The sequence below is a fragment of the Salipiger sp. HF18 genome (genome assembly GCF_011806505.1).
Taxonomy (GTDB): Bacteria; Pseudomonadota; Alphaproteobacteria; order Rhodobacterales; family Rhodobacteraceae; genus Salipiger; species Salipiger thiooxidans.
Genome location: NZ_JAATOS010000096.1, coordinates 1 through 12,545 on the forward strand (window position 1 = coordinate 1; position 12,545 = coordinate 12,545).

The 12,545-nt window shown below is 70.7% G+C and carries 11 protein-coding genes and 1 pseudogene; 5 read left to right on the forward strand and 7 right to left on the reverse strand.

All coding sequences use genetic code 11. From position 1 onward, the window contains the following. The 5 genes from HC022_RS10745 to HC022_RS29105 all read right to left on the reverse strand — a co-directional run. The coding region (locus HC022_RS10745) for an aspartate dehydrogenase (RefSeq protein WP_175583536.1) at positions 1–744 on the reverse strand (744 nt) is incomplete at its 3' end. After that, the gene (locus HC022_RS10750) at positions 741–1,691 is read right to left on the reverse strand and encodes a 3-hydroxyacyl-CoA dehydrogenase (RefSeq protein WP_167452421.1); all 951 of its coding nucleotides are present in this window, start codon (positions 1,689–1,691) and stop codon (positions 741–743) included. The genes HC022_RS10750 and HC022_RS10745, both read right to left, overlap by 4 nt. A gap of 26 nt (positions 1,692–1,717) precedes the next feature. After that, positions 1,718–2,104 (reverse strand): cupin domain-containing protein, encoded by a 387-nt coding sequence (locus HC022_RS10755; protein ID WP_167452422.1) that lies wholly within the window; start codon positions 2,102–2,104, stop codon positions 1,718–1,720. A 399-nt stretch (positions 2,105–2,503) separates the two neighbouring features. Continuing rightward, complete coding sequence (locus HC022_RS10760) at positions 2,504–3,073, reverse strand: GntR family transcriptional regulator (RefSeq protein WP_368484649.1); 570 nt, start codon at positions 3,071–3,073, stop codon at positions 2,504–2,506. A gap of 218 nt (positions 3,074–3,291) precedes the next feature. After that, positions 3,292–3,474, reverse strand: a complete 183-nt coding sequence (locus HC022_RS29105; RefSeq protein WP_050782430.1) for a DUF2867 domain-containing protein — start codon at positions 3,472–3,474, stop codon at positions 3,292–3,294. Between HC022_RS29105 and HC022_RS10770 the strand changes: the two genes are divergently transcribed. Next, complete coding sequence (locus HC022_RS10770) at positions 3,461–4,096, forward strand: hypothetical protein (protein ID WP_254885047.1); 636 nt, start codon at positions 3,461–3,463, stop codon at positions 4,094–4,096. The two genes, HC022_RS29105 and HC022_RS10770, sit on opposite strands and share 14 nt — an antisense overlap. Here the strand turns inward: HC022_RS10770 and HC022_RS10775 are convergent. Next, positions 4,078–6,840 carry an AAA family ATPase gene (locus tag HC022_RS10775; RefSeq protein ID WP_167452424.1) on the reverse strand — a complete coding sequence of 921 codons (2,763 nt, stop codon included), beginning with the start codon at positions 6,838–6,840 and terminating at the stop codon, positions 4,078–4,080. The genes HC022_RS10770 and HC022_RS10775 overlap by 19 nt on opposite strands. Before the next feature lie 230 nt (positions 6,841–7,070). On the opposite strand from HC022_RS10775, the gene HC022_RS10780 reads away from it, so the two are divergent. Together HC022_RS10780 and HC022_RS10785 are read left to right on the forward strand one after the other, a co-directional pair. Continuing rightward, positions 7,071–8,261, forward strand: a complete 1,191-nt coding sequence (locus HC022_RS10780) for a serine hydrolase (RefSeq protein WP_167452425.1) — start codon at positions 7,071–7,073, stop codon at positions 8,259–8,261. A gap of 212 nt (positions 8,262–8,473) precedes the next feature. Next, positions 8,474–9,451 (forward strand): NAD(P)/FAD-dependent oxidoreductase, encoded by a 978-nt coding sequence (locus tag HC022_RS10785; protein ID WP_167452426.1) that lies wholly within the window; start codon positions 8,474–8,476, stop codon positions 9,449–9,451. A gap of 205 nt (positions 9,452–9,656) precedes the next feature. On the opposite strand, the gene fdhA is transcribed toward HC022_RS10785, so the two are convergent. After that, complete coding sequence (gene fdhA, locus HC022_RS10790) at positions 9,657–10,838, reverse strand: formaldehyde dehydrogenase, glutathione-independent (RefSeq protein WP_167452427.1); 1,182 nt, start codon at positions 10,836–10,838, stop codon at positions 9,657–9,659. Positions 10,839–11,193: 355 nt separating this feature from the next. On the opposite strand from fdhA, the gene HC022_RS10795 reads away from it, so the two are divergent. Together HC022_RS10795 and HC022_RS29110 are read left to right on the forward strand one after the other, a co-directional pair. Next, entirely contained in the window at positions 11,194–12,363 is a 1,170-nt protein-coding gene (locus HC022_RS10795; RefSeq protein ID WP_167452428.1) for a glutathionylspermidine synthase family protein, read from the forward strand. Positions 12,364–12,375: 12 nt separating this feature from the next. After that, a pseudogene (locus HC022_RS29110) lies at positions 12,376–12,545 on the forward strand (DUF1190 domain-containing protein); the annotation flags it as partial.

Below are 12,545 nucleotides of genomic sequence, written 5' to 3' on the forward strand. Positions count from 1 at the left end.
CGAGGTCTTCGGGTTGGCGGGATCGGGGGCGTTGCAGAACCGCATGGCGCTGTCGCCGAGCGGGCCCTCGATCCGGATCTCGTGGGTGTTGCCGGTCGCCGCCGGATCGGCGAGGACCTGCACGCTTGTGCGGTCGAACCCCGCCGCGAGCGCGATGGTCAGCCCCGCGTTGAGGTTCTTCGGATAGCGCGCGGCGGCCTCGCGGGCGTCGCCCTCGAACAGTGTCACGGGGCCTGTCTGCGCGGCCTCGGACAGGCCCAGCGTCGCCAGCTCCGCGACCCAGGCGGAGGGCGGCTTGCGCGAGATGTAGGTCACGCGGGTCTCCGGGTGCAGCGCGGCGGCGGCGATGTGGTCGATGCCGCCCACGGCGCCCGAGGGCACCACCAGCCGGCTGCCGGTGCGGTCGCAGAGGCACTTGATGCGCTCATGCAGCGCCGCGTCCTGCAGGGCGCCGACCGAGGCCGCGACGATGTCGATGCCGGCCGCGAGACAGGCGGGGGCGAAGGCGGCAAAGGCGTCGGCCGAGGCCGCCTCGATCACCGCGTCCGGGCGCCAGTCGAGCAGCGCTTCGAGATCGCCAAGCGCCTCGGCGCCCGGGCCGAACCCGCCCGCGGGCACGCTGCGGGTGACGATTCCCAGCGCGTGGCCCGGCTGCGCCAGCAGCAGGCGCGCCACCGACTGCCCGATCGCGCCGTAGCCGATCAGCCCGACGCGCCACACGGGATCTGCCGCTGCTGCGCTCATGCCGGGTCCACGCTGCCGCGTTCGGCCTTGAGCGCCCGCAGCGCGAGGATCGACTGGTCGCGCCACGCGACCTTCTCGGGCAGCGCCTCGAGCGGGATGCGGCCGCGGGTGTAGGCCTCGAGCGCGTCCACGGTTTCGGGCGGGAGAATGTCGCCGAGCCCGTAATCCCTAGCGCGGTCAGTGAACAGGAAGCCGTAGCGCTCGAGATACTGACGGATGCCGCCGGGCGCGTTGAGATCGACCCCCTCGAGCGGCCCGAGGAAGGCCCAGCGAAGCCCGAAGCCCTGGCTGATGATGGCATCGATGTCGCGCGGGTCGATCAGCCCGTCGCGCAGCAGCGTGAGCATCTCGACCACCAGCGCCGCCTGCATCCGGTTCAGCACGAAGCCCTCGACCTCCTTGCGGATGTGCACCGGCGTCTGGCCGCAGGCGCGCATGAAGGCGGTGGTCTCCTCCATCACCCAATCGGCGGTGAAGGGCGCGGGGCAGAGCTCGGTCACCGGCAGCAGGTGCGGCGGCGTCGCCGGGTGTGCGACGATGCAGCGGTCGCGGCAGGGCAGATCCTGCGCGAAATGCGAGACCGGGAAGCTCGAGGTGGTGGTGGCGAGGATCGCGCGCTCGGGGGCGCAGTCGTTCAGCGCGGCGAAGATCGCCTTCTTGCTGTCGAGCTTCTCCTCGATGCACTCGTGCACGAACTCGGCCCCGGCAACGGCGGCCTCGAGGCTGTCGTGCAGGCTGATCCGGGTGAGCACAGCGTCGACGGTGTCGGTGTCAGCGAGAAGCGAGGCCGAGTCCTCGGTGGTGGTACGCAGCCGCTCCATGGCGGTGGCGCGGAAGTCGTCGCTGCGCTCGTAGATCGCCACGTCGAGGCCGGCACGGGCGTATACGATCGCCCAAGAGCTCCCGATCACGCCGGATCCCAGAATTGCAGCCGTGCGGATGGTCATGTCGCGTATCTCCCGGCTTGGCTGGGTCAGCGCTTGGGCGCGTAGCGGCGCGACAGCTCGGCGCGGTCGTCGTAGCTGGCCTCGAACACCGCGGCGGCGAGCGTCGCGCGGACGTGCAGCACGTCGTCGCCGATGTTCTTGAAGCCGTGGCGCGCGCCGCGGGGGATCAGCACGGACTGGTTTGCGGTGACCGTGAAGGAGGCGTCGTCGAGCCAGATTTCTGCTGTGCCTGCAATGACTTCCAGAACTTCCTCGACGGCGTGCTCGTGGATCGGAGCGCCGAGGCCGGCGTCGCACCACTGCTCGAAGATGCAGAGCTGGTGCGCCGAGGTCAGGGCCGAGGTCCGCATCTGCGTCCGCACCCCGTCCCGCCAGGTTTCGAGTTCTGCAACATTGTGGTCCTGGACCGTCATCGGGGCATTCCTTTGCAATTCGGCATGACGCCGGGGCGCCCGGCATGGCCGGGCGGCGGGGTGATTTCAGAGAGGTGCGGCCGGCGAGCGTGTCGGCGGGCCGCGGCAGCCGTGGTATGGGTTTACGCTACATTTTATACAATTCTGGGAAAGAGAAAATTTTCGTGCCCGGAAAAAGATGCGAATTTACCACAGATTTATGCCGAAAATATGTGCAATTAGGCCGAAGTTCGGGCGGCTCCGGCGTCGGGGGCCGGGTGCTGCAGGGACTTGGGGCCGGAATCGCTTCTCGGCGGCCTCTCCAATGAGGCGGAGGCGCCGTAATCTGGTCTCTTTGCTGAGGGGCGGGCGCAGCCCGCGCGATCCGATTGGCCCCGGGCTGCGCCGCCGGTCGAGTGCTCAGCGGCGGTCGCCCAGCACCACCATGAGCTCGTCGCGGGCGAGCAGGATATGCTCGGACATGACGCGGCGCGCCTCGTGCACGTCGCGCTCGGCGCAGGCGCGCAGCAGGCGGCGGTGCTCCTGGTCTGCGCCGCGCTTGGTGCTGTCGGTCAGGCTCATGTGCATGCGCACGTAGCGCCCGCCGCTGCGGTGCAGGGTCTGGATAATGCGCATGGTCCGGTCGCGGCCGGCGGGTTCGAGAAGGATGCGGTGAAACAGCCAGTTCTGTTCGCCCCATTCCCGCGCATCCACCGTATCGTGGTGATTTCCTTCAAGTCTATCAAGCACTTCCTTGGCGTCCGCCAAGTGCTTGCGCTTCAGGTGCGGGATCGCGCGCATGATCAGGTCCGACTCGAGCATGGCTCGCAGGTCGAACTCTTCGCTGATCTCGGCGAGCGAGAGCTTCGAGACGGTGTAGCCGCGGTTCGCCTGCTGCCGCACCAGGCCTTCACCCTCGAGCTGCAGCAGGGCCTCGCGCACGGGGATGCGGCTCGCGCCGTAGCGCGCGGCCAGCTGGTCCTGCCGCAGCGGTGTGCCCTCGGGAAGCGCGGCAGGGAGTCGAGGATGCGGGCGTGAAGCGTGGGATAGGCCTCGCGTTGCGCTACGACGTCGCCGTCCAGCAGGGACGCGTTGGTCGAGGCGGCTACTTTCGGTTGCTTCATCGCGTGCGGGCTCCGGAACTGCATTTGGATCGGCTGTCGGAGCATAGACATTTTATACAATGATGGCCAGCGTCTTGCTGGCGGTCACGCGGACCCGGTGCGGGCCGCCCGCTCCTGCGCCGTCTGGCGCAGATGCCGGATATGGCGCCCGACGATGATCCTGTGCGCGAGCCCGACCGGCAGCATGTAGATCCGGCCGTAGGCGTGGTGCGTCACGACCGAGGCGGTGACTGTGAGGCGGCGCGCGACCACCGTGAGGCAGATCATCACGCCGAGATGCCGGTGCGGTCGGGCTGCTCGCAGCGGCAGCGATGCAGCTCGAGGACGGGCCGATGGGCGCCACCGGCTGGGCGCGGCCCGCGGCGCATCCGCCTTCGGGCGAGGCCGGCCGGAAGAGCTCGCGATCTTCGTCTGTGGTGCGCACATGTCGGGCATGGCGCTGAACGGCGAGCTGGTGCCGCTCGGCGCCCGCTTCCTGCGCTCCTGCCTGACGGCACCCTCCTACAAGCTCTACGCGCTGGCGGGCGGCCCCCCCCCACGGCCCGGGCTCAGCCGTCAGGCGCAGGGTGGCCGGGCGATCGCGGGCGAGCTCTGGGCGCTGCCGCTGCCTGCGGCGGGCCGCTTCCTTGCCGGGATCCCGCGCCGCTGGGCCTCGGCTCCGTTGCGCTGCAGGGTGGCTCCGAGGAGGTCGGGTCATCTGCGAGCCCAGCGGCGTCGAATGCGGCACCGATGTTTCCGAGCACGGCGGCTGGCGCGGCTACCTCGAACAGCTTGCCACCCCGAGGCGCATGATCGTGAGCGCCGCCTCGAAGTGACGCCGACGCCGCGCCCGGGGGTCCCCCGTGCCCCGCGCGCGGGTCTCGGTCGCTCTCAGAACTCGCGAAGCTGAAGCGCGGCACGGGACTCGAAACCGGTGGCGCCCCGCGCGCGGGCGATCTGCAGCGCCCGCTGAAGCGCCAGCCGGGCGAGGTCCGGGCGGCCCTCGGACAGCAGGAGCCGGGCGCGAAGACGGTGGAGCTCGGCGTGATACCAGCGCTCGCCGGTGCCCCGGACAATGGCTATGGCGCGGCGCAGGTGGAGTCGTGCCTTGGCGGGCGCGCCACCGACCACGGCGGCCTCCGCGGCGAGGCCGAGGCAGAAGGGCAGGGTCAGGCGCGCCTGCAGCGCCTCGTACTCGGCGAGGCCCTCGTCGATCAGCGCGGCCCCTTTCGGATCGCCGCCCATGGCCCGCGCCCAGCCGGTCAGCATCAGCCCGGCGGGCGACCAGAACGGGATGTTCTCGGCCCGGCAGAGCGTGGTGAGCGCCTCGGCGCGGACCCGGCACAGCGCCACGTCGCCGCGCATCCGGGCGCAGACGGCGCCGCCCCAGTGCATCTGCGCCAGTCCGAACAGCTGCCCGCGCTCCTCGGCGAGTCTGCGGCCGATGGCGACGTGGCTCTCGGCCTCGGTCTCCTGGCCCAGCACCTCGTGCACACAGGCCGCGTACTGATGGCAGACGATCTCGGGATCCTCGCCAAAGAGGTGGTTCGCGCCGCTTTGCAGCCCCCGCTCGCGGAGCGCCAGCGCCGCGCGGATCTGCGGCAGGGCTTCGGTCAGGGCACCGCTGAAGAAGTGGGTCTGCCCCACGATGTTGTGCGCCGCCATGGCGAGCTCGCCGGAGGCGCGGGACGACAGCGCCTGCAGGTTCGCAGCCAGTTCCCCGGCGCGGGCAAGATCGGCGCGCGAGACGTGGTCGTTCCAGATCCCGGCCAGCACCGGGATGGCGCCGTCGACGTCGCCGGTCTCCATTGCGAGCGCGCTGGCGCGGCGGTAGACCGTCCGCAGCTCTTCGCTGATGAACCCGTCCGAGACGATGAGCGCTGCCCCGAGCCCGAGCAGCGGCCGCAGCTCGCAAGTCCCGCGCTCGGCAGCGGTGGAGGGCGTGCCGTGGGACTGGCGGCGGCAGAGGTCTAGCGCCGTGCGGAACTGCTGCGCCGCCTCTGGCACGGCACCGCGGGCCAGCGCCCGCTCGCCACAGATCGTGCGGTATTGCACCGCGCGCGGCCAGTCGGCGCCGCGTTCGAAATGATCGGCCAGCAGCGGCGCCACCTCTTTGACCGCAGCGCGATAGCCGGCCTCGAGCCGCAGCCCGATGCGGCGGTGGGTGCCCTGCCGGTTGGCAGCGGGCATCGCCGCGTAGAGCGCCTCGTGGTGAAGCGCGTGGCGGAAGGCGTAGCGCGTGGCGTGGGTGCCGTCCGGTCGCCGGCTGACGCCCGCGTGCTCGATGAAGCGACGGTTGCGCGCGAGGTGCTCGAGCTGGCGCTCGGCTTCTTCCAGCGCGTTGCGGTCGTCGGCGAGGTCGATGGCCGAGAAGCTGGGCCCGGCCACGCTCGCCACCTCGAGAAGCGAGCGCTCCTCGGGGTCGAGCTGGCCAACGCGGTCCTCTTCGATCAGCGTCCGCATGTCCTGAGCGATGCTGCCCGCGAGTTCGTCTGGATCCCGCGTCAGCTCCCAGCCGTCGCCGGATGACCGGATGGCGCCCTCGGCCAGCCAGTGCTCGACGGCGGAAGCGACGAGTATGGCGTGCCCCTCGGTGCGGCGCGCGAGGGCCCCTGCCAGCGCGGTCGGAAAGGCGCTGCCCGGAAAGCGTTCCCTCAGGTAGTCCGAGACCGCCGCCTCGGAGAGCCCGCCAAGTGTCAGTTCGCAGGTGCCCGGCTGGCGGGCGAGCTGGCGCAGGCTGTCGGCCAGATCGCGGGACCGGTCGAGCGCGTCGTCGCGGTATGTCCCGATCACCATCAGCCGCGAGGGCCGCTGCTGCATGCCCCACTGCGCGAGCCACGCCAGCGTGCTGGGATCGGCCCAGTGGAGGTCCTCGAGCACCAACACGCCGGGGCGGGTGCGGGTCAGGCGCTCCATCAGGTCGGAGAACTCACGCCGCATGGTGTCGGTGTCGACGGGTCCGCCCTGTGTGCGGGTGCCCGCGCCCGAGAGCTGCCCGGCCCAGGACGGCGCCACCCGCCGGAGATGCCGCGCCAGCGTCTCGGCTTCGGGGCCGGTGGAGAGCCCTGCGAGCGCGTCGAGCAGCAGCCCGTAGGGCTCGCGCGCGCCGGGGTGCACGATGGCCTGCCCGCGCGCGACCCAGAGCGGCCTGTGGGTCGGCAGGCGGTCGGTGAATGCGTCCAGCAGGCGGGTCTTTCCCGCCCCCGCCTCGCCCGCCACAAGCGCCAGCGCACGGTGGCCGCGCCAGCAGGCCTCGGCGCCGTCGAGCAGGACCGCCAGCTCGGCCTGCCGTCCGACGCAGAGCGCGCCAGAGCGCTGCGCGGGGCCGGGGGTGTCGCCGTGGGTCGGGATCGGGCGGGTCAGGCGGTAGCCGCGGCGGCCCTCGGTCTCGATCAGCCCGGCGCCCGCATCGCCGTCGTCGAACAGGACGCCGATCAGGTGACGCAGCTCGCGGATGCATTGCTTGGGGCCTGCCTGGCTGCCGTGGCCGCTGCCCCAGACCATCCGGCGCAGATCGTCCTGGCTTACGACCTCGCCCTGCCGTTCGATGAGAGCCGCTAGCACCGCGAGGGTCTTCGGTCCCAGCCCGACAGCGCGACCGCCGCGGAACAGGGCGCCGCCGGAAAGGTCGAGTGCGATGTCTTCCGAAAGCATACCCGGTTGATTTTCCTGCGTTACAACGTGATCGGTGTCGTGGGCGCAGTAGGAAAACGCCGGCCGGTATGAACGTTATACCAAAATTGAACCCGACGCCACTTTGAAGGCGCCCGCTCTTGCGCAAGACAGGGATCCGGCACGGGAGCTGGATGGGGTGTAAGCAGATGTTGAGTATCGGACCGGGCGTATCAGTACGGCGGCTTTCGCGGGCGGTCGCGGGCGGGGCGATGGCGATGCTGCTGACGGGCGGCATGGCAAAGGCGGGCGCCTGCGTGGCGGACCCGGTCGCGGTCAGCGCCCGGCCCGCATTATCCTCGGGCCTGCCGCCCTTGCCGCCAGAGCAGGCCGAAGCGCTGGAGGCAGCGGTGCGCGCCGCCTTCCCCGAGGCGGCAGCGCCCGGCATCATCGCCGGTGTCATGACGCCCGAGGGAATCTGGACCGGGGCCTGGGGCGCGGCGGATCCCGACGGCGGCGCGCCCATGGAGGTGGGCATGCACACCCGCATCGGCTCAGTCACGAAAACCTTCACCGGCACCGTGCTCCTGCAGCTGGCCGAGGACGGCGCGCTGTCGCTCGACGATCCCATCGGGCGCTACGTCGAGGGCCTGCCCAACGGCGACCGCATCAGCCTGCGCCAGCTGGCGACCATGACCAGCGGGCTGCTCAGCTACACCCGCGCAGACGCCTTCCTCGACCGCTTCTTCGAAGATCCGACGCTCACCTACACGCCCGGGGAGCTGGTGGATTTCGCCATTCCGGGCTCGCCCATCTTCGCCCCCGGTGCGGAGTTCGACTATTCTAACACCAACACGGTGCTGCTGGGCATGGTGATCGAACAGGTGACCGGGCAGCCCATCGGCGAGGTCTTCGCCGAGCGGGTCTTCGCGCCGCTGGGGCTCGGGGGGACGTACTGGCCCGGCGCCGAAACCGCGCTGCCCGAGCCCTTCCCGCAGGGCTTCACCCTGCAGGGCAACGCGGCGACGCCCGAGGCGCCGTCCAACGCCACGCACTGGAACCCGTCCTGGGGCTGGACCGCGGGCGGCATGGTCTCGACCCTCGGCGACCTGCTGGTCTACGGACAGGCGCTTGGCACCGGGCGGGGGCTGCTCGGCCCCGAGACCCAGCAGGAGCGGTTGCGCTCCTTCCCCGAGCCCGCAGGCTATGGCCTTGCGATGGGGTGCGTGGACGGCTGGATCGGCCACACAGGCGAGCTGCCAGGCTACAACACGACGGTGTTCTACGACACGACGACCGATACCACCGTGGTGGTGCAGGCCAACAGCGACATCCCCTCGGGCGACTGCGGCGACAAGGCGGTGCTGCCCGACAACCCGCCGGGCATCGCCTGCGCCTCTCCGGCCAGCCGCGTGTTCGGGGCGCTCTCCGAGGCGCTCGGCCACCCGTTCGCAATGCCATAGCCATTCGCGTGGCCGGCTTACGCAGCGTCGGCGCAGGGGAAACAGCCCGCCGGGCGGCACCCTTTGCGAGCCCCCGGCGTTCCCCCTCCCGTTCGTGGCCCCCGCGCCCGCGTTCGGATTTCAGGGCCCCGCCACAGGCGGGGAAGACAAGTTCTTTCAGTATTTGCCCACCGGCGCGCGGTCGCCGGCGGGCCTAACGATGGCAGGCAGAGATGACATATGGACGATCCTACGATGCCATCGTGGCGGGCACCCGGCTGGCGGGATGTGCGGCGGCGATGCTGCTGGCGCGGCAGGGCGTGCGGGTGCTGGTGATCGAGAAGACGCGGCACCAGATCGCTCCCGCGCTGCCGGTGGGGCTGCTGCCCGGCACGGTGCGCTTCCTGCGGCGCTGGGGGCTTTTCGAGGCGATCCAGGGCGCCGGCACGCAAGCGATCACCCGAACCACCCATGTGTACGGCGATCTCGCCATCGACATGCCGCTCACCGGCCGGGGCCGCGCGATCTATGCGCCGAGCCGGCAGCTGCTCAAGACCTTCCTCGTGCAGGCGGCACGGCAGGCGGGGGTGGCGTTCAGCTACGAGACCGCGGTCCGGGGCGTGCTGCTCGACAGTTGCGGTGCGGTGAGTGGCCTGCGGGTGAGCCGCGGCAACGGTCCCGAAGACGACGTGACCGCGGGCCTCGTCATCACGACCGACCGGCAGCGGCCCGACGCGCACCGCTCGGCGGATTGCCTCTATCAGTATGTCCGGGGTGCGAGCCCGCGCGGGCTGCGCTGGCATCACGGCAAGGGCGTCTGGGGCGGGCTGATCCCGAGCAGCGAGGGGCTCACCTGCGCGGTGATGGCCGGGCCTGCCGTGCGCGGCGGCGGGGCTGGTCCGCTGCACGACCTCGCAGCGGCGCAGCTTCCGTCCATGGCGACTGAGCTGCGCGGTGGGATCGCGGTCGGGGCAGGGGCGGCGAGGGGGATGCTGCCCGCCGGGCGCCTGCACGGCTGGGCGATGGCCGGAGGCCCGGGCTGTGCCCTGGGGCCGCTCGCCGGGCAGGACATCTCGCGCGGGTTCCACGATGCGCAGGCGCTCTGCGATGCATTTTCTGGCGGCGCTCTCGACAGCGTGGCGCTGGGGCCGGAGGCCCGGTCGCTGAAGCTCCTGCGTCGGGGCGGCGAGGCGCTCCGCGTCGGCCGGTGAGGCGTTGCGCGTGCCGCAGTGAGGCCCGACCGAAAAGCCGCGCGGCGCGGTGAAGCGGGGACTGGGGGGGGGCGGTCCCCCGCCCCGGGCGGGTCGGGTCCGTTTGGGGCAAGGGGCCCTTGCCCGGCGTGACGCCCCTCGCCGCAGCGGGGGGCGGGCGCAGCTGTGCCCCGGGCCTGAAGAGGCCCGGGGGCCAAGCGGGGCGTCAGGAGGCCAGCAGGCCGTGCGGGTCGAGCACGAATTTCTTCGCCACGCCGCTGTCGAAGCTGGCATAGCCCTGCGGCGCCTCGTCGAGCGGGATGATCGTCGCGTTGACGATGTCGGCGATCGGAAGGCGGTCGTGCAGGATCGCCTGCATGAGCTGGCGGTTGTAGCGCAGCACCGGGGTCTGGCCGGTGTGGAAGGTCTGCGCCTTGGCCCAGCCGAGGCCGAAGCGCATCGACAGGTTGCCGGTCTGCGCGGCCTTGTCCTCGGCGCCCGGATCCTCGGTCACGTAGAGGCCGGGGATGCCGATGCCGCCGGCGACGCGGGTGATCTCCATCATCTGGTTCAGCACGATGGCGGGCTGCTCGCCGCCCGAGTGGCCACGGGCTTCGAAGCCCACCGCATCGATGGCGGCGTCGACCTCGGGCGCGCCGGTGATCTCGGCGATCATCTCGGGCAGGTTGTCGCTCTTCGACAGGTCGACCGTGGTGAAGCCCACCTTCTCGGCATGCGCGAGGCGCTCCTTGTTGAAGTCACCCACCATCACCACCGCGGCGCCGAGGATGCGCGCCGAGGCGGCCGCGGCCATACCGACCGGGCCCGCGCCCGCGACGTAGACGATGGAGCCCACGCCCACGCCCGCCTGCAGCGCGCCGTGGAAGCCGGTGGGCAGGATGTCCGACAGCATGGTGAGATCGCGGATCTTCTCCATGGCGCGGTCCCGGTCCGGGAACTTCAGCAGGTTGAAGTCGGCGTAGGGCACCATGACGTAGCGGGCCTGCCCGCCGATCCAGCCGCCCATGTCGACGTAGCCATAGGCCCCGCCCGCGCGCTCGGGGTTCACCGTGAGGCAGACGCCGGTGTCGCCCTCGCGGCAGCAGCGGCAGCGCCCGCAGGCGACGTTGAAGGGGACCGACACGACGTCGCCGACCGAGAGCATCTCGACGTCCGAACCGACCTCGACGATCTCGCCGGTGATCTCGTGCCCGAGCACGAGCCCGGGCTGTGCGGTGGTCCGACCGCGCACCATGTGCTGATCCGAGCCGCAGATGTTGGTCGAGATGACCTTCAGGATCACCGCGTGCTCGAGTTTGCGACCGTCAGGCCCGTGCAGTTTCGGGTCGTCGATCTTCTGGACCTCGACCTTTCCGGGGCCCGTGTAGACCACACCGATATTGCTCATGTCTCTTCTCCTCCATAGAGCCGCAAGCACCGGAATCCGTTCTTTATCAGACGCTTGCCGCCGAAAACTGTTCGCCGACACACGCCCGGGCCTACCGGTCTGCTGCGGTGATTTGGACAGGAATCGCGCGACTCGCACACGCTGGGAAACGACATGCGCGCAGCGTGAAGCGACAATCGTGCGGGCCGCGTCCCGGGCGCCGGTCGACGGCGGTTTTCTGCTGCCCGCAGGTCGCCCGCAGCAAGGCATTCCGACCGGCCTTCACCGCGCGGCAGGGCGCCGATGGACGGTGGTTTTTGCCCGCCCCCTTCGGTATGGAAGGCCCCGAGGCAAGACCGCAACAATCGGGACAGAGATGGAAAAGATCACCCTGCCGGAACGTCCTGGCTGGAGGGCGCAGGCCAAGGAACTCGGCTTCACCTTCGCGGACATGCATGGCGAGCCCTACTGGGACGAGACCTCGGCCTACCGGTTCACGCTCGACGAGGTCGAGACGATGATCGAGGACCCGGCCACCGAGCTGCACGCCATGTGCCGCGAGGCCGCGGCCCGCATCGTCGAGAGCGAGGAGCTGATGGAGCGGCTCGCCATCCCCGAGGCGCATCGCGATCTCGTGCGCGACAGCTGGCGGCGCGGCGATCCCGAGCTCTACGGGCGTTTCGATCTGGCGCACGACGGGCAGGGGCCCGCGAAGCTTCTGGAATACAACGCCGACACGCCGACGTCGCTCTATGAAAGCGCCTCGTACCAGTGGCTCTGGCTGGAAGGTCAGCTCGAGCTCGGCGTGCTGCACGCCGGCGACGACCAGTTCAACGGCATCCACGAGGCGCTGGTCGCCCGGTTCGCCGAACTCTTCGCCGAGGACGAGCAGCTGCACTTCACCGCCGTCGCCGGCGCGCCCGAGGATTACGCCACCGTCGAGATGCTCGGCTGGGCGGCGCGCGAGGCGGGGATGGGGGCGCATTACTGCGACCTCGACAAGATCGGGCTCAGCGACGAGGGGCAGTTCCTCGACGACGAAAGCCGGGTGATCGGCACGCTCTTCAAGCTCTACCCGTGGGAGGACCTGCTGCGCGATCCCTACGCCGACCACGTCGCCCCGTCCGGCGTGCGGATGCTGGAGCCCGCGTGGAAGGCGCTGCTGTCCAACAAGGGCCTGCTGCCGGTGCTCTGGCAGATGTTCGAGGCCCACCCCAACCTGCTGCCGTCCTTCTTCGAGGACGACGCCGACATGAACGCGCCCGGCATGGACCGGGTGGTGCGCAAGCCGCTCTTCTCGCGCGAGGGCAGCTCGATCACGATCCGCGAAAATGGCGCGGTCACCGAGGCCTCGCCCGATGACAGCTACGCCCATCATCCCCATATCCTTCAGGCCTATCATCCGCTGCCGGTCATGGATGGGTTCCGGCCGGTGGTCGGTGCCTGGATCGTGGGGCAGTCCTGCGTCGGCATGGGCCTGCGCGAGGACCGGTCCCGCATCACACAGGACCTGTCGCGCTTCAAACCGCATTTCATCCGGGGCTAGGAGGTCCCTGTCATGACGCATCCCAAGAGAAAACGCTCGCGTACCGTTGCCGTCGGCATCCTCGGCGCCGCTTCCTTTGCGCTGGCCGGCTGCCGCGACGAACAGGTGACGGCGCAGGCCTTCCCCGACCTGCAGAGCTGCCGCGACGCCTCGATCGCCAGCGCCGCGATGTCGGCCAGCGA

Bases quoted from the DNA above. Each gene is read 5' to 3' on its own strand.
- HC022_RS10775 (WP_167452424.1), bottom strand. From the start codon at position 6,840: ATGCTTTCGGAAGACATCGCACTCGACCTTTCCGGCGGCGCCCTGTTC.
- HC022_RS10750 (WP_167452421.1), bottom strand. From the start codon at position 1,691: ATGACCATCCGCACGGCTGCAATTCTGGGATCCGGCGTGATCGGGAGC.
- HC022_RS10785 (WP_167452426.1), top strand. From the start codon at position 8,474: ATGACATATGGACGATCCTACGATGCCATCGTGGCGGGCACCCGGCTG.
- HC022_RS10755 (WP_167452422.1), bottom strand. From the start codon at position 2,104: ATGACGGTCCAGGACCACAATGTTGCAGAACTCGAAACCTGGCGGGAC.
- HC022_RS10795 (WP_167452428.1), top strand. From the start codon at position 11,194: ATGGAAAAGATCACCCTGCCGGAACGTCCTGGCTGGAGGGCGCAGGCC.
- fdhA (WP_167452427.1), bottom strand. From the start codon at position 10,838: ATGAGCAATATCGGTGTGGTCTACACGGGCCCCGGAAAGGTCGAGGTC.
- HC022_RS29105 (WP_050782430.1), bottom strand. From the start codon at position 3,474: ATGATCTGCCTCACGGTGGTCGCGCGCCGCCTCACAGTCACCGCCTCG.
- HC022_RS10780 (WP_167452425.1), top strand. From the start codon at position 7,071: ATGGCGATGCTGCTGACGGGCGGCATGGCAAAGGCGGGCGCCTGCGTG.